This is a genomic window from Pseudomonas rubra (assembly GCF_028656935.1).
GTDB lineage: Bacteria > Pseudomonadota > Gammaproteobacteria > Pseudomonadales > Pseudomonadaceae > Aquipseudomonas > Aquipseudomonas rubra.
The window spans coordinates 43,853-67,975 of sequence record NZ_JAMDGZ010000040.1 but is presented as its reverse complement, the minus strand read 5'-3'; the positions used below and the strand labels follow the sequence as shown (position 1 = coordinate 67,975).

The window sequence follows — 24,123 nt, the reverse complement described above, 5'->3', positions numbered from 1 at the left end:
ACCATAGAATCTCCCACAGTAGGAGCGGGCTTGCCCCGCGATAGGGCCCTCAGCCGCGCTGAAACGCCTGATGCAGCTCAGCCAATGTCGCAAAGTGATACGCCGGCTGCTCGGCGGTAAGTTCTTCCTGGCTGCCAAAGCCATAGCCCACCGCCACTGCTTCCAGGCCATTGCTACGCGCTCCGATCAGGTCGTGCTTGCGATCACCGATCATCAGCGTGTGCGCCGGGTTCAGGGCTTCTTCTGTCATCAGATGACGGATCAGCTCGACCTTGTTGGTGCGCGTGCCGTCCAGCTCACTGCCGTAGATCACCTTGAAGTGCCGGGCGAAATCGAAATGACGGGCGATCTCGCGGGCAAATTCCCAGGGTTTGGAGGTGGCGATGTACAGCGTACGCCCCTGCCCTTGCAGGGTTTCGAGCATCTGGGTGACACCGTCGAACACCTGGTTTTCGTACAGACCGGTGACCTTGAAGCGCTCGCGATAGAAATTAACCGCGTCCCAGGCCTTGGCTTCATCGAAGTCATAGAACTGCATGAAGGCTTGCAGCAGCGGTGGGCCGATGAAGTGTTCCAGGCGCGTGAGGTCCGGCTCGTCGATGCCGAGTTTGGCCAGTGCGTACTGGATTGAACGGGTGATGCCCTGGCGCGGATCGGTCAGGGTACCGTCAAGGTCGAAGAGGATGTTTTGCTGGTGCATGGCAGTCTCGAATAGGGCTGTGGGCAGCTTCACTCAGGCAGGTGATAGCCGGCGGCCAGGTGCTGGTCCTTGAGTTTGACGTAGTTGCCGGCACTGTAGGAAAAGAACGCGCGCTCCTTCTCGGTCAGGGCGCGGGCCTGTTTGACCGGGCTGCCGACGTAGAGAAAGCCGCTTTCCAGGCGCTTGCCCGGCGGTACCAGGCTGCCAGCGCCGATGATCACTTCGTCTTCAACAACGGCGCCATCCATCAGGGTGCTGCCCATGCCGACCAGGATGCGGTTGCCCAAGGTGCAGCCGTGGAGCATGACTTTGTGACCAATGGTTACCTCATCGCCGATCAGCAGCGGGAAACCATCCGGGTTGAACGGCCCGGCATGGGTGATGTGCAGTACGCTGCCGTCCTGCACGCTGGTGCGCGCACCGATGCGGATGCGGTGCATATCGCCGCGGATCACCGTCAATGGCCACACCGAGCTGTCCGCGCCGATCTCGACATCACCCAGGACCACGGCGCTACGGTCGACAAAGGTCCGGTCACCAAGCTTGGGTGTGTGATTGTGAAAGCTGCGGATGGCCATGATAGGAATTCTCTTTGGTATGGATAGGGCTGCGGTCGGCGTCGATTGTAATTAAGATGGGGAAGTGTTTCTTCTGCCAAGGTGTTTAACCGTGAGTGCAAACAACCCGCTTCTGCAGTCTTATGACTTGCCGCCGTTCTCGGCGATCCGTGCCGAGCATGTGCAGCCGGCGATTGAACAGATCCTGGCCGACAACCGTACCGCCATTGCCGACATCCTCAAGGCTCAGGGCAAAACCCCAAGCTGGGCGGGCCTGGTCCTGGCCATGGACGAACTCAACGACCGCCTGGGCGCCGCCTGGAGCCCGGTCAGCCACCTCAACGCCGTGTGCAACAGCGCCGAACTGCGCGAAGCCTATGAGGCATGCCTGCCGGCGTTGAGCGCCTATGCCACCGAAATGGGCCAGAACCGCGAGCTGTTCCAGGCTTATGAAGCGTTGAGCGCCAGCCCCGAAGCCGCCGGTTTCGATGTGGCGCAAAAGACTATTCTGGAACACGCCCTGCGTGACTTCCGCCTGTCGGGCATCGACCTGCCGGCCGATAAGCAACAGCGGTATGGCGAAGTTCAGAGCAAGCTCAGCGAACTGGGCAGCCGTTTCTCCAACCAACTGCTCGATGCGACCCAGGCCTGGACCAAGCATGTCAGCGACGAAGCGGCGCTGGCCGGCCTGACCGATTCGGCCAAGGCGCAGATGGCTGCCGCCGCCCAGGCCAAGGGCCTCGACGGCTGGCTGATCAGCCTGGAGTTCCCCAGCTACTACGCGGTGATGACCTACGCCCAAGACCGCGCCCTGCGTGAAGAAATCTACGCCGCCTACTGCACCCGTGCCTCCGATCAGGGGCCGAATGCCGGCCAGTTCGACAACGGCCCGGTCATGGGCGAAATCCTCGACCTGCGTCAGGAACTGGCTGGTCTGCTCGGTTACGCCAACTTTGCCGAACTGAGCCTGGCGACCAAGATGGCTGAGTCCAGCGACCAGGTGCTGAGCTTTCTGCGTGACCTGGCCAAGCGCAGCAAGCCGTTTGCCGTCCAGGATCTTGCCCAGCTCAAGGCTTACGCCGCCGAGCAGGGTTGCCCGGACCTGCAGAGCTGGGACAGCGGCTTCTACGGTGAAAAACTCCGCGAACAACGCTACAGCGTCTCCCAGGAAACCCTGCGCGCCTACTTCCCGATCGACAATGTCCTGACCGGCCTGTTCACCATTGTCCAGCGCCTGTACGGCATCGAGATTGCCGAGCTCAAGAGCTTCGACAGCTGGCATCCGGACGTGCGCCTGTTCGAAATCAAGGAGAACGGCCAGCACGTTGGGCGTTTCTTCTTCGACCTCTATGCCCGCGCCAACAAGCGTGGTGGTGCCTGGATGGACGGCGCCCGCGACCGTCGCCTGACCGTTGACGGCCAGTTGCAGAGCCCGGTGGCCAACCTCGTGTGCAACTTCACCCCGGCCGCCCCGGGCAAGCCGGCGCTGCTCACCCACGACGAAGTCACCACCCTGTTCCATGAGTTCGGTCATGGCCTGCATCACTTGCTCACCCGTATCGAGCATGCCGGTGTGTCCGGTATCAATGGCGTAGCCTGGGATGCGGTCGAGCTGCCGAGCCAGTTCATGGAAAACTGGTGCTGGGAGCCTGAAGGCCTTGCGCTGATTTCCGCTCACTATGAAACCGGCGCGCCGCTGCCTCAGGACTTGCTTGAGAAGATGCTCGCGGCGAAGAACTTCCAGTCCGGGCTGATGATGGTTCGCCAACTGGAGTTTTCGTTGTTCGACTTCGAACTGCATGCCAGCCACGGCGACGGCCGCAGCGTATTGCAAGTGCTCGAAGGCATTCGCGACGAGGTCTCGGTCATGCGTCCACCGGCGTACAACCGCTTCCCCAACAGCTTCGCGCACATATTCGCCGGTGGTTATGCCGCCGGTTATTACAGCTACAAGTGGGCTGAAGTGCTGTCGGCCGATGCTTTCTCGCGCTTTGAGGAAGAAGGCGTGCTCAATGCCCAGACCGGTCGCGCGTTCCGCGAAGCGATCCTGGCCCGTGGCGGCTCTCAGGAGCCGATGCTGCTGTTCGTCGACTTCCGTGGCCGTGAGCCGTCAATCGATGCACTCTTGCGCCATAGTGGCTTGAGTGAGGAAGTGGCGGCATGAGTGATGGGCCTGTAATCACGAAAAAACGCTTTATCGCCGGGGCGGTATGCCCGGCGTGCAGCGAGCCGGACAAGCTGATGATGTGGAGCGAAGATAGCGTTCCGCACCGTGAGTGCGTGGCTTGTGGGTTTTCCGACACCCTCAATGAGCAGGGGTTGTCGGTGCCCAAGGAACTCGGTACGCGGGTCAACAAGGTTGAGGTGAAACCGGCTGCCGCTTCGGTGCAGACGGTGCAGTTCTTCCCCAACCCCAAGCTGAAAAAGCCCGCGGCCCAAGACTGACGTGGCGCCTCCCGGTAGCAGATTCGGGAGGCACGCTGCGGTAGTTATCCAGCTCAGCGTGAGTTCGTCCTGACGGTAGGTTGTTGGTCTTGTCCAACTGCCGTCAGGAACAACTCATGCCCCGCCCCAACCCGCTTTTGCAACCCTTCGATCTATTCCCCTACACCCAAGTACGCATAGAAGACCTGCAACCGGCGATCGAGCAAATCGTCGAGGACAATCACGCGGCCTTGGCGCAGATCGTTGAGCGTGAGGCCGACTCACCGACCTGGAGTGGCCTGGTATTGGCCATTGAGGCACTGGACCAGCGTCTGGAAGATGTCTTTTACGCACTGGTGCCGTTGGCGTTCACCGATGACGAATGGGGCGCTGCGGTCGATGAGTGTCATGGGCAATACCGGGCCTATCGCGCGCAGAAATATCAGAACATTGCACTGCTCAGCGCCTACCAGCGCCTCGATAGCACTGACTTTACTGCTGAACAACGTGCAGTACTGGCCCGGATCCTTCGGGATTTTCGTCTTGAGGGGGCCAATGTTGCAGCCTCGGAGCGTCAACAGTTCATGGATCAGGTCACGGCGATTGTTGGCCTGGAGGCACGCTTTCAGGACAATCTCGCTGTTGCTGCAGAGCAGTGGAGCAAACACATCACGCAAGAGCACGAGTTGGCCGGTGTACCGGCTACGGACTTGCAGGTCATGCAAAACAAGGCACAAGCCAGTGGCCTCAGCGGCTGGCTGCTTACCCTGGATGAATCGACCTGCGGCGTGATCCTGCGCTATGGCAATAACCGTGAACTGCGTGAAACGATGTACCTGGCCTATTTGACTCGGGCATCCGATCAGGTCGCAGGGCAAAGCCAGCTCGACAACCAGCCGGTGTTGCAGGCATTGCTGCGGTTGCGCCACGAAAAGGATCAACTGCTGGGTTTCAGCGGTTTTATCGAGTTGAGCCTGCAGACCAAGGCTGCGCAGTCGAGCACAGAAGTCGAAGGGTTCTTGAACACCCAGATCGCCCTCAGCATGCCGCGGCTTGAGCGTGAGGCCAGTGAGTTGAGGGCCTTCGCCAAACGCCAGGGCTGTGGTGAGCTGCAGCCTTGGGATTACGAGTTCTATGCGCAAAAGATGCGCCTGATGGATGGCGTCGATCCGGATCAGGTACTGAGTGAATACTTTTCCTTCGACTCGGCGGTGAACGGGCTGATTGGCCTGGTCGAGCAGCTGTATGACCTGTCGATCACCCGGATTGATGCCCCCGTCTGGGACCCTCAGGTTCAGGTGTTGAGAGTTACCGAAGCTGGTGAGGTACTCGGGCATATCTACCTGGATGTTTACGCCCGCCCTGGCAAGCCGGGCTACCCTTGGGCGCACGCCGTTCGCAACCGGCATGTGGACGCGGATGCCAACCTTTCACTGCCGATCGCGGTGTTGTTTGCCACTTATGACTCAGGTAAGGCCCAACTGGGTCATCTGGACCTGCGCAAGTTGTTCCACGAGTTCCATCATTGCCTCCAGCAGGTACTGATGAGCAACAGCCACCGACGCTTGAACAGCATTCGCGACCTGGGCCACGACCTCTCGGAGTTCATTGCCAAATTGCTGGAGCAGTGGTGCTGGTCAGCCGAGTGCTTGCAGTCTTTTTCAAGGCATCGCGTGAATGCGTCGAGCGCCTCGCTCGGTGATGTTCGGCAATGGTTGGCGGCGCGTGAAACGCAGCGGGGCCTGGAGGTTGCCGAGGAACTCAAGCGCGCTCTGCTCGATTTCGAACTGCACAGAGGTTACCCGGATCAACGCAGCATCCAACAAGTGACGGAGGATGTTTATGTGCGAACCCAGGTGCTGCCGCTGGCCATGAATGACCGCTTTAGCAATGGTTTCGATTACATGGTCACCGGCTATGAAGCGGGCTACTACTGCTACTTGTGGGCAGAAGTGAAGGCCACTGAGGTGTTCGCCAGATTCAAGGCCAAGGGCGTTTTCAATCCACGCCTGGGACAGGCCATGCGCGAGGAGCTACTGGCGCCGGGCGCGTTGCGATCGATGTCCGCGTCCGTTCAGGCGTTCCTTGAGCGCTCAGCGGTAGTGGAATGACAAAGGTACTCCGTGTACTGTATATAAAAACAGTATTCGGGGTTGTTTACATGCCTACTCCTCAAGCACCGATACGTGGGCGTGGCACCGCCAGCAACCCGCATAATCGCTTTGCCCCCAACCGCTCGGTCGCCGAGGACGATGGCTGGTACCGGGAAGTGCCGCTGACTCAGGGCACTGAGGTGCGCATTGAAACCGCCAAGAGCATCATCACCCGCAACAACTCGCCCGACCTGCCTTTCGATCGTTCGATCAACCCTTATCGCGGCTGCGAACATGGCTGCATCTACTGCTATGCGCGCCCCAGCCATGCTTATTGGGACCTGTCGCCGGGGCTGGATTTCGAAACCAAGCTGATCGCCAAGACCAACGCCGCTGCAGTGCTCGAGCAGCAGTTGAGCAAGCCTGGTTATGTCTGCGCGCCGATCAACCTGGGCTCCAATACGGATCCTTACCAACCCATCGAGCGCGAGCAGCGGCTGACCCGTCGGCTACTAGAAGTGCTGCTGCGCTATCGTCATCCGGTAACCATCGTCACCAAGGGCTCGTTGATCCTGCGTGACCTGGACCTGCTCGCCGAGCTGGCCCGCCAGCGCCTGGTCAGCGTGATGATCAGCCTGACCACCCTGGACGATGAACTCAAGCGCACCCTGGAGCCGCTGGCAGCGGCGCCCAAGGCACGCTTGCGTGCGATTCGCGTGCTGACTGAAGCCGGCGTTCCGGTAGGTGTGTTGTGTTCGCCGATGATCCCGATGATCAACGACAGTGAGCTGGAACACCTGCTCGAAGCCGCCAGGGCCAATGGTGCGCTCAGTGCAGCCTACATGATGCTGCGCCTGCCACTTGAAGTGGCGCCGCTGTTCGAGCAATGGTTGCAGGACCACTATCCGCAACGGGCCAGTCATGTGCTGAGCCTGGTCCGCCAGAGCCGTGGCGGTGAGCTGTACGACAGCCGCTTCGGGGCGCGTATGCGTGGCGAAGGGGTGTTCGCCGAGTTGCTGGCGCAGCGCTTTAGCAAGGCGATCCGTCGCCTGGGGTTGAACCTGCGTGAAGGCTATGCGCTTGATTGCAGTGCGTTCTGCCCGCCCGGCGGGCAGCTGTCACTGCTCTGACTTTCGATGCTTGGCATTGGCCGCTAATGTTTTTTTGATATTATTTTGGCAACTCTTTGGGTGTCTGTAACGCCCGTACTAGAGCCTCGCAATTTAGTTTTAGTTAGTTTCGCCGAGTGGCGTAGGAATTCAGCCAATAACTGATGTGATTCTTGGCGCGCGCAGTTCATCCCAATGTCATGCGCTGTTTGAATCATCAACCCGGTAAAATGGACTTAACCTAAAACCGTCAAAGAGGATGAATCATGCCCGTCAAGGACCCATCCAAGGCCGCCCCGCAAGCCCCTGCCGAGAGCGCCGATGCCGCCCTGAAGCATATCGTCGACGGCTTTCTGCGGTTCCATCATGACGTTTTTCCCGAGCAGCAGGAGCTGTTCAAGAAACTCGCCACCGCACAAACGCCCCGGGCGATGTTCATCACCTGTGCCGACTCACGCATCGTGCCCGAGCTGATTACCCAGAGCTCCCCAGGCGACCTGTTCGTGACCCGCAACGTCGGTAACGTCGTGCCACCCTATGGGCAGATGAACGGCGGCGTCTCCACCGCCATCGAATACGCTGTGTTGGCCCTGGGCGTACACCACATCATCGTTTGCGGTCACTCCGACTGCGGCGCCATGCGCGCGGTACTCAACCCGCAGAGCCTGGAGAAGATGCCGACGGTCAAGGCCTGGCTGCGCCATGCCGAGGTCGCCCGCACAGTGGTCGAAGACAATTGCTCCTGTGGCAGCGAGCATGAAAGCATGCAGGTGTTGACCAAGGAAAACGTCATCGCCCAGTTGCACCACCTGCGCACCCACCCGTCGGTGGCCTCGCGCCTGGCGGCCGGCCAGCTGTACATCCACGGCTGGATCTATGACATCGAAACCAGCCAGATCGAGGCCTATGACGCCGCAAGCGATAGCTTCCTGCCCCTTGCTAAAGGCCAGCCGATCCCCTGTGCAACGCCGAAAGGACGCTACTAAGCGTCCCTGACTCCCCCGCACGACGGCTGGGGGGCTTGAGGTGATTCATCGCGGGGCGATGCGGCGACCCGACTTGCCCCGCGATACATTTCAAGCAGTCTGATCCAGCTCCAGCCCCACACCCAACTGCCGCGACAGGCACGGCCAGCGCTTCCAGGCGGCGCCGGTATCCGGGCTGCTGAGTTTATCGCGGTACTGTTCGACCGATTCCAGGGCGAAACTCTCATCATTGAGCATCTCGTCCACCGAGTGGTGCACGACTTCATCCAGCTGGTTGGCGAACGCCTCGCCGATCAACTGGTGGGCGATCAGGTTGGCCACGGTGGTGTCCAGCGGGATCAGGGGCTGATTGAAGTGCTTGATGTACAGATCGTTAACTTCTTCCACCAGTCGATGGGCCAGGTACGCCTCGTCCAGCAGGCAGCCCAGACCCAGGTGGGTAGAGGTGATTGCGGGCGGTTGCAGGAAGTATTGCTCGGCGATTTTCAATACCGGTTTGATCTGCGATTCGATGCCTGCTTCGCGGGCAACGTCGTTGGCCGCTTCCAGCAGCTCAGGAACTTGATCGATGTAAGCGCCGACAAAGCGGGCCAGGGCGCCATTGGCGTCGGCTTCTGGGAGATGAATGGAGGGATGCAGGTGAGGCAGCTGTTTTTCGAGTTGCTCTTTGAGTTGGCCGGTTTCGGTCTCATGTTGACGGGCACGGGTGATCTGCTCGCGCAAAGCGGCGATGTTCATGACAACTCCAGGGTAAAGGCGTGACAAACGGAAGACATAAGGTAGCTCGGATACAAAAATGGCTAAGACGCATTTTGCATAACCATTAATAAATTAATATTCGTCGATTATATCGAAGTGCCATCATTGTGCCCCAGGCCAGGTAATTCGCGGCTTTGCGCGCAAACGTTCAACTTCTGCCGATGTTTTCCCTGCGCGCATTGCCAGGCGAGGGCCGCTGTCTATACTCCGGTTTGAAAGTGATTCGCTGATGAGGCCCGACTGCAGTTCGCAGGGGCTCGGTCGTCGAAGTTCGCAGTCTTGGCCGCCGTACCCTTAGCCGTAGGTCCACGCCTCCGGGATAACAAGAACGATAAGGGGAACCCGCAATGATGCGACATCCACATGTCTGGATGGGCCTCCTGTTGTGGTCGGTATTCGGTCAGGCGCACGCCGCCTGGACCGTTAACATGGCGCCAGGGGCGACTGAAGTCAGCAACGCAGTGTTCGACCTGCACATGACCATTTTCTGGATCTGCGTGATCATCGGCCTGGTGGTCTTTGGCGCGATGTTCTGGTCGATGATCATTCACCGTCGTTCCACCGGCCAGCAGCCTGCGCATTTTCACGAGCATACCTGGGTCGAAATCATGTGGACGGTGGTGCCGTTCCTGATCCTGGTGGCCATGGCCATCCCGGCGACCAAGACCCTGATCGATATCTACGATGCCAGCGAGTCTGACGTCGATATCCAGGTCACCGGTTATCAGTGGAAATGGCATTACAAGTACCTGGGCCAGGACGTCGAATTCTTCAGCAACCTGGCCACCCCCGCCGATCAGATCCACAACAAAGCAACCAAGGACGAGCACTACCTGCTCGAAGTCGATCAGCCGCTGGTGCTGCCGGTAGGTGCCAAGGTGCGCTTTCTGGTGACTGCCGCAGACGTTATCCATTCCTGGTGGGTACCGGCCTTTGCGGTCAAGCGTGATGCCATCCCAGGCTTCGTCAACGAAGCCTGGACCCGGGTCGAGAAGCCCGGCATCTACCGCGGCCAGTGCACCGAGCTGTGCGGCAAGGACCACGGTTTCATGCCGGTGGTGGTCGAGGTCAAGTCCAAGGCCGACTACGACACCTGGCTTGGCGAACGCAAGGCCGAAGCGGCCAAGCTCAAGGAACTGACCAGCAAGGAATGGACCCTGCAAGAACTGGTCGAGCGCGGCGACAAGGTCTATCACACCACCTGCGTGGCCTGTCACCAGGCCGAAGGCCAGGGTCTGCCGCCGATGTTCCCGGCGCTCAAGGGCTCGAAAATCGCCACCGGGCCGAAGGCAGACCACCTGAGCATCGTTTTCCACGGCAAGCCGGGCACGGCCATGGCCGCCTTCGGCAAGCAGCTCTCGGAAGTCGATATCGCCGCCGTCGTGACCTATGAACGTAATGCCTGGGGCAACAACAAAGGCGACATGGTCACGCCAAAAGATGTACTGGCGATCAAACAGGCTGAAAGCAAATGAGCCGGGGTGAGGCGTACTCGCGCACCGGCCACCGGACTGCAGGAGACAGGACATGAGCGCAGTGATCGACGACCACAGCCAAGGTCATGAGCACGCCCACGGGCCGGCCAAGGGCCTGATGCGCTGGGTGCTGACCACCAACCACAAAGACATCGGCACCATGTACCTGTGGTTCAGTTTCATGATGTTCCTGCTGGGCGGCTCGTTCGCGATGGTCATCCGCGCCGAGCTGTTCCAGCCCGGCCTGCAGATCGTCCAGCCGGAGTTCTTCAACCAGATGACCACCATGCATGGCCTGGTGATGGTGTTCGGTGCGGTGATGCCGGCCTTCGTCGGCCTGGCCAACTGGATGATCCCGCTGATGGTCGGCGCGCCGGACATGGCTCTGCCACGGATGAACAACTTCAGCTTCTGGCTGTTGCCCGCCGCTTTCCTGCTATTGGTATCAACCCTGTTCATGCCGGGCGGCGGGCCGAACTTCGGCTGGACCTTCTACGCCCCGCTGTCGACCACCTACGCGCCGGAAAGCGTGACCTTCTTTATCTTCGCCATTCATCTCATGGGTATCAGTTCGATCATGGGCGCGATCAACGTCATCGCCACCATCCTCAACCTGCGTGCCCCGGGCATGACCCTGATGAAGATGCCGTTGTTCGTCTGGACCTGGCTGATCACCGCTTTCTTGCTGATCGCGGTAATGCCGGTACTGGCGGGTGTGGTGACCATGATGCTGATGGATATCCACTTCGGTACCAGCTTCTTCAGCGCTGCCGGCGGTGGTGACCCGGTATTGTTCCAGCATGTGTTCTGGTTCTTCGGTCACCCCGAGGTGTACATCATGATCCTGCCGGCGTTCGGCGCGGTCAGTTCGATCATCCCGGCGTTCTCGCGCAAGCCGTTGTTTGGCTATACCTCGATGGTCTACGCCACCGGGGCGATTGCCTTCCTGTCGTTCATCGTCTGGGCTCACCACATGTTCGTGGTCGGCATTCCGGTGGTTGGCGAGCTGTTCTTCATGTACGCCACCATGCTGATTGCGGTGCCGACCGGGGTGAAGGTGTTCAACTGGGTCAGCACCATGTGGGAAGGCTCGCTGACCTTCGAAACGCCGATGCTGTTCGCCATCGCTTTCGTCATCCTGTTCACCATCGGCGGTTTCTCCGGGCTGATGCTGGCCATCGCCCCGGCGGATTTCCAGTACCACGACACCTACTTCGTGGTTGCCCACTTCCACTATGTGCTGGTGCCCGGGGCGATCTTCGGCATCTTTGCCTCGGCCTATTACTGGCTGCCGAAGTGGACCGGGCATATGTACGACGAAACCCTGGGCAAGCTGCACTTCTGGTTGTCGTTCATTGGCATGAACATGGCCTTTTTCCCCATGCACTTCGTGGGGCTGGCGGGCATGCCGCGCAGGATTCCGGACTACAACCTGCAGTTCGCCGACTTCAACATGATCTCGTCGATTGGCGCCTTTACCTTCGGCGCCACGCAGATCTTCTTCCTGTTCATCGTCATCAAGTGCATTCGCGGTGGCGCCCCGGCGCCGGCCAAGCCCTGGGATGGCGCCGAAGGGCTGGAGTGGTCGGTGCCATCACCGGCGCCTTATCACACCTTCCAGACACCACCGGAAGTGAAATGAACGGCTCAGGCCTGAGGATACAGCCATGAGTGAAGGGACCTCGCTCAAGCGCCTGGTGTGGCGGCTGATGCTGCTGACCGTGGTGATGTTCGCCTTCGGCTTTGCCCTGGTGCCGATCTACGATGTGATGTGCAAAGCCTTTGGCATCAACGGCAAGACTGGCGGGCAGTATGAAGGCACCCAGGTCAGTGACATGAACCGCACGGTGAAGGTGCAGTTCATGTCGACCAACGCCAGCGACATGGTCTGGGACTTCTATTCCACCGCCGACCAGATCGACGTCAATCCGGGGGCGGTCAACCAGATGGTTTTCATTGCCCGCAATCCGACTGACAAACCCATGAGCGCCCAGGCCATCCCCAGCATCACTCCGGCCGAGGCGGCGGCGTATTTCCACAAGACCGAATGCTTCTGCTTTACCCAGCAGGTGCTGCAGCCGGGCGAGCGCATCGAAATGCCGGTGCGATTTATTGTTGACCGCGACCTGCCCAAAGATGTGAAACACCTGACGCTGGCTTACACGCTGTTCGACATCACCGCTCGCCACCCGCCGGTTGCACACTTGGCGGACCCGGTTGCACAGGGCGCCCGATAAGGAGAACACCACGATGGCTTCCCATGAGCACTATTACGTCCCGGCGCAAAGCAAGTGGCCGATCATTGCCACGGTCGGCATGTTCATCACGGTGTTCGGTCTGGGCACCTGGTTCAACGACCTCAAGGCCGGGCGGCCTGAGTCCCATGGGCCGTGGATTTTTTTCTTCGGTGCACTATGCCTGGCCTACATGCTGTTCGGCTGGTTTGGCGCAGTGGTCAAGGAGAGCCGCGCCGGGCTCTACAGCCCGCAGCTGGACCGCTCGTTCCGCTGGGGCATGTCCTGGTTCATCTTCTCCGAGGTGATGTTCTTCATAGCCTTCTTCGGCGCCCTGTTCTATGTGCGCAACCTGGCCGGCCCCTGGCTCGGTGGGGAAGGCGCCAAGGGTGTGGCGCACATGCTCTGGCCGAATTTCGAATTCTCCTGGCCGCTGCTGCATACGCCAGACCCGAAACTGTTCCCGCCGCCCAAGGACATCATCGACCCCTGGCACTTGCCGCTGATCAACACCATTTTGCTGGTCAGCTCCAGTGTCACCATCACCATCGCCCACCATGCCCTGCGCAAGAACCACCGCGGAGCGCTGAAGGCCTGGCTGGCGTTGACCATCCTCCTTGGCTTGAGCTTTCTGGTACTGCAGGCCTACGAGTATCACGAAGCCTATAACGAATTGGGCCTGACCCTGGGGTCGGGCATCTACGGCGCTACGTTCTTCATGCTCACCGGTTTCCACGGCGCCCACGTGACCATGGGCACCCTGATTTTGATCGTGATGCTGGTACGCATCCTGCGCGGGCACTTCAACGCCGACAAACACTTTGGTTTCGAGGCGGCCAGCTGGTACTGGCACTTCGTCGATGTGGTCTGGGTGGGGCTGTTTATCTTCGTTTACGTGCTGTAACCGGGTTCAGAACGGCGCGTGGGACACCAACTGGCCGCTGTAGAAACCCCAGGCCACCAGGGCCAGGGTCAGGGCGGCCAGGGTGACGCGAACAGTCAGGGCTTTAAGCAGGCGAGTCGACTGTCCGTCGTCCTTGACCAGAAAGATCAGGCCGCTGAACAGGCTGGCGATGGTCGCCAACAGCATCAGGACAATCGCAGCTTTGAGCATGGCGAAACTCCGGGGGGATGCAGTGATGAGTACAAGTATAGCGACTGACTTTTCGAGGGCCCGGTGAAGCCCTTCCGTCCGGGCCTCGTGCCGACCCTGGTGGTGCTGTTGCTGCTGCCGGGGTTGATCGCGCTTGGCTGCTGGCAGCTTGGGCGCGCCGAACAGAAGCGCCAAATGCTGCAGGTCTACGCCGAGCGCAGTGCCAGCGACGCGGTGGGCAGTGCGCAGTTGCAGCAGATTGACGATCCGGCCTATCGCCGAGTGCACCTGTACGGCCAGTTCGACGGCCAACACAGCCTGCTGTTGGATAACCGCATGCGCGACGGTCAGGTCGGTGTCGAGCTGCTGCAACCCTTTCTCGATCAGGCCAGTGGCCTGTGGCTGTTGATCAATCGCGGCTGGCTGCCCTGGCCGGATCGACGCATCCCCGTGCAGTTCAGTACCCCTGAGCAGCCGTTGAGCCTGGATGCCTCGGTGTACGTCGCACCGGGTGCGACCTTCCAGTTGCATGCCGACCCGCAGGGCGGCAGCTGGCCGCGGCTGATGACTGCCATCGATGCCGGTGCGCTGTGGCCGCAATTGGGTCGCGAAGGTTTTGCCCATGAATTGCGCCTGGAACCAGGCCCAGCCAGCAACCGGCTGGACTGGCCAGTGGTTGCGCTGGGGCCGGAAAAACACTTGGGCTACGCCGTGCAGTGGTTCGCCCTGGCGTTGGCCCTGTTACTGCTCTACCTCTACTTCGGCTGGCATAACAACAAGGAGAAACAGCATGGGAGCCGTCACAAGTCCACTCAACATGTCTGAAGGCAAGGCGCCGCGCAGCCGGGCACGCGGTCGCCTGCAACTGTTGCTGATCCTGCTGGTAGTGCTCGGTCCGATGGTCCTTGCCACCAGCATGTACAAACTCAAGTTCTGGGTACCCGAGAGCCGAAGCTATCACGGGGAAATGATCGGTATCGGTCAGACCCGCGTGGACCTTGGCGTGCCTGCTGAAGAAGGACGCTGGCAACTGCTGGTGAGCACGCCCGGGGCATGTGGTCTGGACTGTCAGCAACTGGTCTACCTGGCCCGGCAGATCCAGATCGGCCTGGGCCGCGATGCCAGCCGCGCCAGCCATGCCCTGGCGGCGGCCCAGCCCTTGGCCGGCGATTATCAGGCCAAGCTTGCGCGCGAGTACCCGCAACTGCAGCGCTACCCCCTGGACCTGTCGCGTTACGGGACCGTCAGCCAGGGTAAGCAGGATGCCCAGCTGTGGATCATAGACCCGCACGGCAACCTGGTGCTGCGCTACGACGCCAGGGTCAAGGGCAAGGACCTGCTCAATGACCTGCGCCACCTGCTGAAGCTGTCCAACATCGGATAGGACATCGCCATGGCCAGACCCGGATTTCGCCTCGCCGTCTTCGCCACCGTGCTGGCACTGGTTGTCGTGCTGCTCGGTGCCTACACCCGCCTGACCCATGCCGGCCTTGGTTGCCCGGACTGGCCGGGCTGCTATGGCTTTATCAGCGTGCCCAAGAGCGAAGCGCAACTGGCCCATGCCGAGTTGCACTTTCCCGACACCCCGGTGGAGGCGCACAAGGGCCGCAACGAAATGCTCCATCGCTATTTTGCCGGCACCCTGGCCCTGGTGATCAGCCTGCTGGCCCTGAAAGCCTGGCGTCGTCGCGGCCGTGATGGCCAGCCGCTGCGGCTGCCCTTGTTGTTGCTCGGCGTGGTGTTCGCCCAGGCAGCCTTCGGCATGTGGACGGTGACCCTCAAGCTCTGGCCGCAAGTGGTCACGGCGCATCTACTAGGCGGCTTTGCCACCTTGAGCCTGTTGTTCCTGCTCAGCCTGCGCCTGTCACGGGCTTTTGCGCCCTTGCCCAAACTGCCGTTGAGCGTGCGCCGGGTGGCGGCGCTGGGTTTGTTGGTGGTGATCGGCCAGATCGCCCTGGGCGGCTGGGTCAGCGCCAACTACGCGGCAGTGGCCTGCGTTGATCTGCCCACCTGCCACGGCCAGTGGTGGCCGCAGGCGGACTTTGCCAACGGCTTTCACCTGACCCAGCACATCGGCCCCAATTACCTTGGCGGCCAGCTCGACAGCGATGCCCGCACCGCGATTCACATGAGCCACCGCCTGGGTGCCTTGTTGGTGACGGTTGTCATGCTGATCCTAAGCTGGAAGCTGTATCGCCAGGGCCTGGGCAAGCTGGCCGCATGGGTGCTGCTGGCGCTGGCCGTGCAGGTGAGCCTGGGGGTCAGCAACGTACTGTTGCACTTGCCGCTGGCCGTGGCTGTAGCCCACAACGCCGGTGGCGCCCTGCTGTTGCTGAGCATGGTGCTGGTCAATTACCGCATCCGCCTGGTTGCCCAGGCCAAAGTCCGTCGGGTCAGCCAGGGTTGGCGCCTGACTCCGCTGGCCAGCGGTGGAGTCGTTCATTATCTGGGAGATAACTCATGGCGACGCTTCTGAGTGAGCGCAGGCTGCAAGCGGGCTGGCGTGACTACCTCGAGCTGACCAAACCCAAGGTGGTGGTGCTGATGCTGATTACCTCGCTGGTTGGCATGTTTCTCGCCACCCGCGCCGGGGTGCCGTGGACCATCCTGCTGTTCGGCAACCTGGGCATTGCCTGTTGCGCCGGCGGTGCGGCAGTGGTCAATCATGTGGTCGACCGGCGCATTGATGCGTTGATGGCGCGTACGCACAAGCGCCCGATCGCTGAAGGACGGGTGGCACCGGCGGCGGCACTGACCTTTGCGCTGCTGTTGGCGGTCGTTGGCATGGCCTTGCTGCTGGTGTTCACCAATGCCCTGACCGCCTGGTTGACCTTGGCTTCGCTGCTGGGCTACGCGGTGATCTACACCGGTTTTCTCAAACGCGCCACTCCGCAGAACATCGTTATCGGTGGCCTGGCGGGCGCCGCGCCGCCGCTGCTGGGCTGGGTGGCGATCAGCGGGCATATCAGCGCCGAACCGCTGTTGCTGGTACTGATCATCTTCGCCTGGACGCCACCGCACTTCTGGGCGCTGGCCATTCACCGCAAGGAGGAGTACGCCAAGGCTGATATTCCGATGCTGCCGGTGACCCATGGCGAGCACTACACCAAGGTGCATATCCTGCTGTACACCCTGGTATTGCTGGCGGTCAGCCTGCTGCCCTATGCCATTCACATGAGCGGCCCGTTGTACCTGGCCTGCGCCCTGGTCCTGGGCGGGCGCTTCCTGCAGTGGGCCTGGGTGTTGTACCGTGGCAGTCGGCCGCACGCGGCGATCAAGACCTTCAAGTACTCTATCTGGTACCTGTTGTTGCTGTTCATCGCGCTGCTTGTTGACCACTACTTACTGTTGAATCTATGACTCGAACCCAGAAAACCGTCTTTATTCTCGTTGCCCTGGTCGCCGTGATCCTCGGGCTTACTGTCAACAAGGTGCTCAATGGCCGCAGCGAAGGCAACCCGACCGCGCTGATCGATGCCGGCATCATCCTGCTGCCACAGAGCCGCACCGTGCCCGCCGTGGAGATGACCGACGAGCAGGGCCAGCCGCTGGTGATGGACGAGCTCAAGGGCAAATGGTCGCTGTTGTTCTTCGGCTACACCTTCTGCCCGGATATCTGCCCGACCACCCTCGCCCAACTGCGCCAGGTAAAGAGCGAGCTGCCCAAGGAGGCCGTGGAGCGCTTGCAAGTGGTGTTGGTCAGTGTTGACCCGAACCGCGACACCCCGGCACAGCTGAAGCAGTACCTGGGTTATTTCGACAAGGATTTTCGTGGGGTGACCGGCCCGCTGGACAATATCCAGAAGCTGGCGAATGCGGTGAGCATTCCGTTCATTCCGGCCGATACCAGCAAGCCGAACTACACGGTTGATCACAGTGGCAACCTGGCGCTGCTGGGCCCCGATGGCAAGCAGCGCGGGTTTATCCGGGCGCCGTTCAACAACCAGAAGCTGGTTGCGCAGTTGCCTGGATTGGTTAAACGCGACTGAAAAGCATCGCTGGCAAGCCAGCTCCCACAAGGTCCGGCTTTGCACCTGAATCTGTGGGAGCTGGCTTGCCAGCGATGAAGGCGATGCGGCTTATCAGAACGCCGGCTTGACCGCGCCCTTGTACTTCTCTTCGATGAACTTCTTCACTTCTGGCGTGTGCAGGGCTGCAACCAGCTTCTTCACCGCGTCCGCGTCCTTGTTGTCGGCGCGGGTCACCAGGATGTTCACGTAAGGCGAGTCGCTGCCTTCGATGACCAGTGCGTCTTTTTCAGGGTTGAGCTTGGCTTCCAGCGCGTAGTTGGTGTTGATCAGCGCCAGGTCGACCTGGGTCAGCACACGCGGGATGGTGGCGGCTTCCAGCTCACGGAATTTCAGGTTCTTAGGATTCTCGACGATGTCTTTGACGGTCGAGAGGATGTTGGTTTTGTCTTTGAGCTTGATCACACCGGCCTTGTCCAGCAGCAGCAAGGCACGACCGCCGTTGGTGGCGTCGTTGGGGATGACCACGTTGGCAGTCGACGGCAGCTCGTCGAGTTTCTTGTACTTGCTCGAGTAGGCGCCCAGCGGCTCCAGGTGCACACCGGCAACGCTGACCAGACTAGTGCCCTTGGCCTTGTTGAACTCATCCAGGTACGGCTGGTGCTGGAAGAAGTTGGCGTCCAGGCGTTTCTCGGCCACTTGCACGTTTGGCTGGATGTAGTCGGTGAACACCTTTACCTTCAAGTCCACGCCTTCTTTGGCCAGGGCCGGTTTGACGAACTCGAGGATCTCGGCGTGCGGCACCGGGGTGGCGGCGACGGTCAGGGTCTCGGCCTGGGCCGAGAAGGCCGCAACGGCGGCGACTACAGCAAGCAGCTTTTTCATCAAATCACTCCTTGTGAGGGCCGATCCGGCCCCCGGTGCGTCGGCAGCGCCGACCCATGGGGTTACTTACGGGAAAAATGCACAACCATTTTGTCGCCCACGCTTTGCAGGACTTGAACCAGTACCAGCAGCATGACCACTGTGACCACCATCACATCGGTCTGGAAGCGTTGATAACCGAAGCGGATCGCCAGGTCGCCCAAGCCACCGGCGCCCACGACACCGGCCATTGCGGTGTACGACACCAGGGTGATGGCGGTAACGGTAATAGCCGCGAAGATGCCCGGACGGGCCTCGGGCAGCAAGGCGTTGACGATGATCTGGCGGGTGGTGGCGCCCATCGACTGGGTGGCTTCGATGATGCCGCGGTCGACCTCACGCAGTGCGGTTTCCACCAAGCGGGCGAAGAACGGCGTAGCCCCCACTACCAATGGCGGGATGGCCCCGGCAACCCCCAGCGAGGTGCCGGTGATCAGCACGGTGAACGGAATCATCACGATCAGCAGGATGATGAACGGCAGCGAGCGCAGGATGTTCACTACCAGCGACAGCAGTGCGTACACGCCCTTCTGTTCGAACAGCTGGCGCGGCCCGCAGAGGAACAGCAGCACGCCCAGGGGCAGGCCGAGCAACACGGTGAAGAACAGCGAGCCGAACAGCATGATCATGGTGTCGATCGTGGCCAGCCAGATTTCGGCCCAGTCGACGTTGGCAAAGAAACTCAAGGTATCCATTAACGCAGTACCTCCATATGAACATCAGCCGCAGTGAAGCGGGCGAACGCCGCTTCCATGTCGCCGCCAGTGACGGCCAGGGTCAGCTGCCCATAGGGGGTGTCTTTGATGCGATCAATGCGTCCGGCCAGGATGCTGTAGTCCACACCGGTTTCCCGGGCGACGGTGCCCAGCAATGGCGCGTAGGTCGAATCGCCCTGAAAGGTCAGGCGCACAATGCGCCCCGGTACGTGGGCGAAGTCGTCGCGCTGCTCGTTCTCGTCAACCTGCTCGTCTTCCTGGACGAAGCGCTTGGTGGTCGGGTGCTGCGGGTGCAGGAACACATCGGCCACCGGGCCTTGTTCGACGATCCGTCCGGCGTCCATCACGGCCACGCGGTCACAGACCCGGCGAATCACGTCCATTTCATGGGTGATCAGCACGATGGTCAGCTTCAGTTCGCGGTTGATCTCGGCCAGCAGTTGCAGCACCGAGGCGGTGGTTTGCGGGTCGAGGGCGCTGGTGGCTTCGTCACACAGCAGGATTTTCGGCTTGGTGGCCAGGGCGCGGGCGATGCCGACGCGCTGCTTCTGGCCGCCGGAGAGCTGCGCCGGGTATTTCTTCGCGTGATCGGCCAGGCCGACACGGGCCAGCAGTTCGTTGACGCGGGTGTCGATTTCCTTGCGCGACAGTTGGCCCGCCAGAGTCAGTGGCAAGGCCACGTTGTCGGCAACTGTCTTGGAGGCCAGCAGGTTGAAGTGCTGGAAGATCATCCCGACTTGCTGGCGGAATCGCCGCAGATCGTTGGCGTTGAACGCAGTGACGTCTTCGCCGTCGACGATGATCTTGCCGCCGCTCGGCGCTTCCAGGCGGTTGATCAGGCGCAGCAGGGTACTTTTACCGGCGCCGGAATGGCCGATCAGCCCGAACACCTGGCCGTCTTCGACGCTCAGGTTGGTCGGGTGCAATGCGGGGATATCCCTACCGGCGACGCGGTAGGTCTTGTGGACATTTTGAAACTCGATCACGTAGCGAACCTTGTGGGGCGCATGGGAATAGGGGCAGCTGTTGGCCGGGCGCGCATTTTAGCCTGTTCGTATAGAGGTTCTTAGCATTTATTTCGCAATTGACCAACGCAACTGGAATAACGCGATCAGTGGTCAATCCGAAGGAACGCCAGTCTGCGAAGGCCCAGGGGCGTGGTGCTCGCCCGGGCACCCGCTCACTCAGGGACGACGCGGTATCAGCACCGCCTGTGCAGGCTGGTTGCGATGGATCTCGTGGCGCTGCTGCACGGCAAACTCAGGGTCGAGTTTTTTCACCCGCTTACCCAGCAAGGTTTGCAACCAGGGCGCGTCTTGCGTGCGTGGCACCTGAAACACTACGTCGCACTGGTAGTTCACGACATCGCTGGCGATGTCATCCAGTTGCTTGCGCATTTCCCGAATTTTTGTGGTTTTTAGCGCAACCACAGTACTCGGTGCGGTCGGGTCGATCAGCTTGGCGGCCGGGCGGGCTTCGGCGGCTTTGAGCGCTGCTTCGGCCTTGTCCAGCTCGGCTTTGCGCGCTTGGGTAATCGCGCCATTGACGCCGCCGGTGAGCGCTGGAGCCTTGGGCATCAAGGCGCGGGCGCGGGCCAGGGCGGTGGCCGCAGCATTCACATCACCCTTTTGCAGGACGATCTGGCTGCGTTGCAGGTAGGCTTCGGCCAACTGACGCTGGTATTGCTCGATCCGGCTGTCATTGGGCGCCTGGCTTTGCAGGGTGGCGAGCTGGTCTTCGGCAGTGGCCAGCTCGCTGCTGGCAATGCTTTGCTCCAGCTGCTGCCAGGCATCAGGCTGGGCAGTCCCGGCAGCGTTGTCGGCCGGGGTGCTGGAGCACGCGGCAAGGATCAGCGAAAACGCGGCAAGGAGCAGATAACGGGAGGCGAACGGCTTCATTCCTGCGACTCTCTATTTGCGCAAAAAGCGAGCAAGTCTACACCCAGTCCGCAGACTCGAAAATAACTCTTCAGGTGCCTGTGCGTTTTTAACTGTCGCAGGGTGCAACCGCGGCGGCTGCACCCCTGGCCCTCAGCGCCGGGGCAGTGCCAGGCTCAGCAAGAATAGCACCGCAGCGCAGACCACGATGGACGGGCCGGCTGGCGTGTCCTTGAACCACGACAGCGCCAGACCGCCGCATACTGCGGTAACCCCCAGCAGGCTGGCGCCCAGAGCCATTTGCTCTGGTGAGCGGGCGTGACGTTGCGCCGCAGCGGCGGGAATGATCAGCAGCGACGTGATCAGCAGCACGCCGACGATCTTCATTGCCACGGCGATCACTACGGCGATAAGCAGCATCAGCGCCAGGCGCAATGCAGCGACCGGCAAGCCTTCGACCATGGCCAGTTCTTCATGCACGGTGACCGCCAGCAGGGGGCGCCACAGCGCTACCAGCAACAGCAGCACCGCAGCACTGCCACCGAGAATCCAGACAAGATCCCCCGGGCTGATTGCCAGCAGGTCGCCAAACAGGTAAGCCATCAGGTCGATGCGCACATCGTGCATGAAGCTCAGCACCACCAGGCCGAGTGACAGAGTACTGGGCGCAAGAATCCCCAGCAGGGTGTCGGAGGCCAGTGGCTGGCGCTGTTGCAGGGTCACCAGCAAGATGGCCAGCAACAGACAGCCGACAGTGACGGCCAGGGCCGGGCTGACATCCAGCACAAAGCCCAGGGCCACGCCGAGCAGCGCGGCATGGGACAGGGTATCGCCAAAATAGGCCATGCGCCGCCAGACCACGAAGGAGCCCAGGGGGCCTGCAACCAGTGCCAGTGCCAGACCTGCGAGCAGGGCGTAAAGCAGAAAATCAGCCATGCTTGCAGTGATCTCCGTGAACATGGCCGCCTTTGGCCGGGGCAACCACCGAACCGTGCAGGTCGTGGGCGTGGTCGTGATGGTGGTGATAGATCGCAAGGCTCGGCGCGTTGCTGCCGAACAGCTCGACGAAGGCCGGGTCGCCGCTGACCTGCTCGGGGTGGCCGGAACAGCAAACGTGACGGTTCAGGCAAACCACCTGGTCGGTGGTGCTCATGACCAGGTGCAGGTCGTGGGAAACCATCAGTACGCCGCAGCCGTGACGATCGCGCAGGCGGGTGATCAGGCTGTACAGCTCGGACTGGCCGGCGACATCGACGCCCTGCACCGGTTCATCGAGCACCAGCAACTCGGGCTCGCGCAACAGCGCTCGAGCCAGCAGCACACGCTGCATTTCACCGCCGGAAATACCCTGGATCGGGCTGTCAATGACCTGTTCGGCGCCGACTTCCTTGAGCGCCGACAATGCGGCCGCACGGTCTACACCGGGCACCAGGCGCAAGAAACGCAGTACCGAGAGCGGCAGGGTGGCATCGATCTGAAGCTTTTGCGGCATGTAGCCAATGCGTAGCCGCGGTTTGCGCCAGACCTTGCCGCTATGGGGCGTGAGCAGGCCCAGCACGGCGCGCACCAGGGTGGTCTTGCCGGCGCCATTCGGCCCGATCAGGGTGACGATCTGCCCGGGCTCGACAGCCAGGTCAATGCTGTCGAGCACCGCCTGCCCGGCGAAGCTGACGCCGACCTGTTCGAGGCGAATCAGCGCGTTGCTCATCAGGCGCCCCGGCAGTTGCTGCACAGGCCGACCACTTCGACCGTCTGTGCTTCGACGCGGAAACCGACTTCGTGGGCGCTGGCCACAATGGCGTCGCTGATGGAGCTTTGCTCAAGCTCGATGGCCACGTGGCATTCGCGGCAAATCAGGAACTGGCCCTGGTGCGCATGCTCGGGGTGGCTGCAGCCGATAAAGGCGTTGAGCGAGGCAATGCGGTGCACCAGGCTGTTTTCCAGGAGAAAATCCAGCGCGCGGTACACGGTGGGCGGCGCCGCCCGGCGGCCATCCTGCTCACTCAGCACGGCGAGGATGTCGTAGGCGCCCAGCGGCTTGTGGCTCTGCCACACCAGCTCCAGCACCCGTCGACGCAAGGCGGTCAGGCGTACACCCAGGCGCGCGCACAGCGCATCGGCCTCGGCCAGGGCGCTGTGCACGCAATGGGAGTGGTCGTGGGGGCGGTTGGCCAGCGGGGTTTTAGGCATGAGCGGCGACGGTTCTGATTGGAGACGTTATTATGTTACCTGTTTCAGCCCCTGTGAGTGGTCATCGTGTTCCGAATTTTTGCCCTTTTTGTCGCTTTTATCGCCACCTTGACGATGGCCCAGGCACAGGCCGAAGTGCGTGTGCTCACCAGCATCAAGCCCCTGCAGCAGATTGCCGCGGCGGTGCAGGATGGCGTCGGTACGCCTGAAGTACTGCTGCCGCCAGGCGCCTCGCCACACCATTACGCCCTGCGCCCTTCCGACGTACGGCGTGTGGGCGATGTCGAGCTGCTGTACTGGATCGGCCCGGACATGGAAGGCTTCCTGCCGCGCGTGCTCAAGTCTCGCAGCAAGCCGAGCATCGCCGTGCAGGACCTGCCCGGCCTGCAACTGCGCCATTTTGGCGAAGACAGCCACTCCCACGATGAAGACCATGACGATCACGACCATGATCACCGCCCGGGCAGCCTCGATGCTCACCTGTGGCTGTCGTCGGTCAATGCCCGGGTGATCGCGGCGAAGATGGCCGCCGACCTGAGCACCGCTGACCCGGTCAATGCCGCTCGTTACCAGAGCAACCTCAATGCCTTTGGCGAACGTATGGATGCCCTGGATGCACGGTTGAAACAGCGTATGGCGGGCATCAGTGGCAAGCCGTTCTTTGTTTTTCATGAGGCTTTTGACTACTTCGAAGCGGCCTACGGCTTGAAACACACCGGGGTATTCAGTGTGGCGGCGGAGGTGCAGCCGGGTGCCCAGCATGTGGCGGCGATGCGCAAGCGTTTGCAGGAAGTGGGCAAGACCTGTGTGTTCAGCGAGCCGCCGCTGCGGCCACGACTGGCCGAGACGCTGACAGCGGGCCTGCCGGTGACCCTGGCCGAGCTGGATGCCCTGGGTGGGACGGCGCCAGCCAGTGCCCGGGGGTATGAGCAGTTGCTGGAGAAACTGGGGAATGATTTGGCGGGGTGTCTGGAGAAGTTGTGACGCCCTGATCGCGGGGCAAGCCCGCTCCCACCTT

General features: G+C 61.3%; 26 protein-coding genes. 15 read left to right on the top strand and 11 right to left on the bottom strand.

The genetic code is table 11. The annotated features are described in order from the left end of the window. Positions 1–49: 49 nt before the first annotated feature. Positions 50–700 (bottom strand): HAD family hydrolase, encoded by a 651-nt coding sequence (locus tag M5G17_RS18150; protein WP_273894298.1) that lies wholly within the window; start codon positions 698–700, stop codon positions 50–52. 29 nt (positions 701–729) lie between these two features. Next, positions 730–1,278 carry a gamma carbonic anhydrase family protein gene (locus M5G17_RS18145; RefSeq protein ID WP_273894297.1) on the bottom strand — a complete coding sequence of 183 codons (549 nt, stop codon included), beginning with the start codon at positions 1,276–1,278 and terminating at the stop codon, positions 730–732. A 91-nt stretch (positions 1,279–1,369) separates the two neighbouring features. Here M5G17_RS18145 and prlC point away from each other — a divergent pair, with 91 nt between their 5' ends. From prlC to M5G17_RS18120, 5 genes are all read left to right on the top strand, one after another. Next, entirely contained in the window at positions 1,370–3,421 is a 2,052-nt protein-coding gene (gene prlC / locus M5G17_RS18140; protein ID WP_273894296.1) for an oligopeptidase A, read from the top strand. Further along, positions 3,418–3,702 carry a YheV family putative zinc ribbon protein gene (locus tag M5G17_RS18135; protein WP_273894295.1) on the top strand — a complete coding sequence of 95 codons (285 nt, stop codon included), beginning with the start codon at positions 3,418–3,420 and terminating at the stop codon, positions 3,700–3,702. The genes prlC and M5G17_RS18135 overlap by 4 nt, the downstream gene beginning before the upstream one ends. Before the next feature lie 116 nt (positions 3,703–3,818). Then, entirely contained in the window at positions 3,819–5,792 is a 1,974-nt protein-coding gene (locus M5G17_RS18130; RefSeq protein ID WP_273894294.1) for a M3 family metallopeptidase, read from the top strand. A gap of 50 nt (positions 5,793–5,842) precedes the next feature. Beyond that, on the top strand, positions 5,843–6,904 hold the full coding sequence (locus M5G17_RS18125) for a PA0069 family radical SAM protein (RefSeq protein WP_273894293.1): 1,062 nt from the start codon (positions 5,843–5,845) through the stop codon (positions 6,902–6,904). A gap of 245 nt (positions 6,905–7,149) precedes the next feature. Next, entirely contained in the window at positions 7,150–7,869 is a 720-nt protein-coding gene (locus M5G17_RS18120) for a carbonic anhydrase (RefSeq protein ID WP_273894292.1), read from the top strand. A 90-nt stretch (positions 7,870–7,959) separates the two neighbouring features. On the opposite strand, the gene M5G17_RS18115 is transcribed toward M5G17_RS18120, so the two are convergent. After that, positions 7,960–8,607: a hypothetical protein gene (locus tag M5G17_RS18115; protein ID WP_273894291.1), complete on the bottom strand. Its 648-nt coding sequence runs from the start codon at positions 8,605–8,607 to the stop codon at positions 7,960–7,962. A 368-nt stretch (positions 8,608–8,975) separates the two neighbouring features. Here M5G17_RS18115 and coxB point away from each other — a divergent pair, with 368 nt between their 5' ends. Genes coxB through M5G17_RS18095 form a run of 4 tightly spaced genes read left to right on the top strand, consistent with a single transcriptional unit; the run spans position 8,976 to position 13,241 of the window. Further along, positions 8,976–10,103, top strand: coding sequence for a cytochrome c oxidase subunit II (gene coxB / locus M5G17_RS18110; protein ID WP_273894290.1), 1,128 nt, complete (start codon positions 8,976–8,978; stop codon positions 10,101–10,103). A 52-nt stretch (positions 10,104–10,155) separates the two neighbouring features. Next, positions 10,156–11,745 carry a cytochrome c oxidase subunit I gene (ctaD, locus tag M5G17_RS18105; RefSeq protein WP_273894289.1) on the top strand — a complete coding sequence of 530 codons (1,590 nt, stop codon included), beginning with the start codon at positions 10,156–10,158 and terminating at the stop codon, positions 11,743–11,745. A gap of 25 nt (positions 11,746–11,770) precedes the next feature. Continuing rightward, positions 11,771–12,340, top strand: a complete 570-nt coding sequence (locus M5G17_RS18100) for a cytochrome c oxidase assembly protein (RefSeq protein ID WP_130262188.1) — start codon at positions 11,771–11,773, stop codon at positions 12,338–12,340. A 13-nt stretch (positions 12,341–12,353) separates the two neighbouring features. Then, positions 12,354–13,241, top strand: a complete 888-nt coding sequence (locus M5G17_RS18095; protein WP_130262189.1) for a cytochrome c oxidase subunit 3 — start codon at positions 12,354–12,356, stop codon at positions 13,239–13,241. 6 nt (positions 13,242–13,247) lie between these two features. Here the strand turns inward: M5G17_RS18095 and M5G17_RS18090 are convergent, their stop codons facing one another. Further along, positions 13,248–13,451, bottom strand: coding sequence for a twin transmembrane helix small protein (locus M5G17_RS18090; protein WP_273894288.1), 204 nt, complete (start codon positions 13,449–13,451; stop codon positions 13,248–13,250). A gap of 63 nt (positions 13,452–13,514) precedes the next feature. On the opposite strand from M5G17_RS18090, the gene M5G17_RS18085 reads away from it, so the two are divergent. From M5G17_RS18085 to M5G17_RS18065, 5 genes are read left to right on the top strand one after another with little or no spacing between them, the layout of a single operon-like run. Beyond that, positions 13,515–14,255: an SURF1 family protein gene (locus tag M5G17_RS18085; RefSeq protein WP_273894287.1), complete on the top strand. Its 741-nt coding sequence runs from the start codon at positions 13,515–13,517 to the stop codon at positions 14,253–14,255. Beyond that, a complete protein-coding gene (locus tag M5G17_RS18080; protein WP_273894286.1) occupies positions 14,221–14,814 on the top strand; it encodes a hypothetical protein in 594 nt (197 codons plus the stop codon). Before M5G17_RS18085 ends, M5G17_RS18080 begins: the two co-directional genes overlap by 35 nt. 9 nt (positions 14,815–14,823) lie before the next feature. After that, positions 14,824–15,906 (top strand): COX15/CtaA family protein, encoded by a 1,083-nt coding sequence (locus M5G17_RS18075; RefSeq protein WP_273894285.1) that lies wholly within the window; start codon positions 14,824–14,826, stop codon positions 15,904–15,906. Next, positions 15,891–16,790: a heme o synthase gene (gene cyoE / locus M5G17_RS18070; protein ID WP_273894284.1), complete on the top strand. Its 900-nt coding sequence runs from the start codon at positions 15,891–15,893 to the stop codon at positions 16,788–16,790. The genes M5G17_RS18075 and cyoE overlap by 16 nt, the downstream gene beginning before the upstream one ends. Then, positions 16,787–17,419 carry an SCO family protein gene (locus M5G17_RS18065; protein ID WP_130262195.1) on the top strand — a complete coding sequence of 211 codons (633 nt, stop codon included), beginning with the start codon at positions 16,787–16,789 and terminating at the stop codon, positions 17,417–17,419. Before cyoE ends, M5G17_RS18065 begins: the two co-directional genes overlap by 4 nt. A gap of 93 nt (positions 17,420–17,512) precedes the next feature. Here the strand turns inward: M5G17_RS18065 and M5G17_RS18060 are convergent, their stop codons facing one another. The 7 genes from M5G17_RS18060 to zur form a co-directional block, all read right to left on the bottom strand. Further along, positions 17,513–18,283: a MetQ/NlpA family ABC transporter substrate-binding protein gene (locus M5G17_RS18060; protein ID WP_273894283.1), complete on the bottom strand. Its 771-nt coding sequence runs from the start codon at positions 18,281–18,283 to the stop codon at positions 17,513–17,515. Positions 18,284–18,345: 62 nt separating this feature from the next. Further along, positions 18,346–19,017: a methionine ABC transporter permease gene (locus M5G17_RS18055; protein ID WP_273894282.1), complete on the bottom strand. Its 672-nt coding sequence runs from the start codon at positions 19,015–19,017 to the stop codon at positions 18,346–18,348. Continuing rightward, entirely contained in the window at positions 19,017–20,024 is a 1,008-nt protein-coding gene (locus M5G17_RS18050) for a methionine ABC transporter ATP-binding protein (protein ID WP_130262198.1), read from the bottom strand. Before M5G17_RS18050 ends, M5G17_RS18055 begins: the two co-directional genes overlap by 1 nt. A 198-nt stretch (positions 20,025–20,222) precedes the next feature. Then, positions 20,223–20,936: a PA5502 family lipoprotein gene (locus tag M5G17_RS18045; protein ID WP_273894281.1), complete on the bottom strand. Its 714-nt coding sequence runs from the start codon at positions 20,934–20,936 to the stop codon at positions 20,223–20,225. Positions 20,937–21,068: 132 nt separating this feature from the next. Then, positions 21,069–21,851 carry a zinc ABC transporter permease subunit ZnuB gene (gene znuB, locus M5G17_RS18040; RefSeq protein WP_273894280.1) on the bottom strand — a complete coding sequence of 261 codons (783 nt, stop codon included), beginning with the start codon at positions 21,849–21,851 and terminating at the stop codon, positions 21,069–21,071. Next, a complete protein-coding gene (gene znuC / locus M5G17_RS18035; protein WP_273894279.1) occupies positions 21,844–22,623 on the bottom strand; it encodes a zinc ABC transporter ATP-binding protein ZnuC in 780 nt (259 codons plus the stop codon). Before znuC ends, znuB begins: the two co-directional genes overlap by 8 nt. Beyond that, entirely contained in the window at positions 22,623–23,105 is a 483-nt protein-coding gene (gene zur, locus M5G17_RS18030) for a zinc uptake transcriptional repressor Zur (RefSeq protein WP_273894278.1), read from the bottom strand. Before zur ends, znuC begins: the two co-directional genes overlap by 1 nt. A gap of 114 nt (positions 23,106–23,219) precedes the next feature. Between zur and M5G17_RS18025 the strand changes: the two genes are divergently transcribed. Beyond that, positions 23,220–24,089, top strand: a complete 870-nt coding sequence (locus M5G17_RS18025) for a zinc ABC transporter substrate-binding protein (RefSeq protein WP_420793367.1) — start codon at positions 23,220–23,222, stop codon at positions 24,087–24,089. Positions 24,090–24,123: the final 34 nt, after the last annotated feature.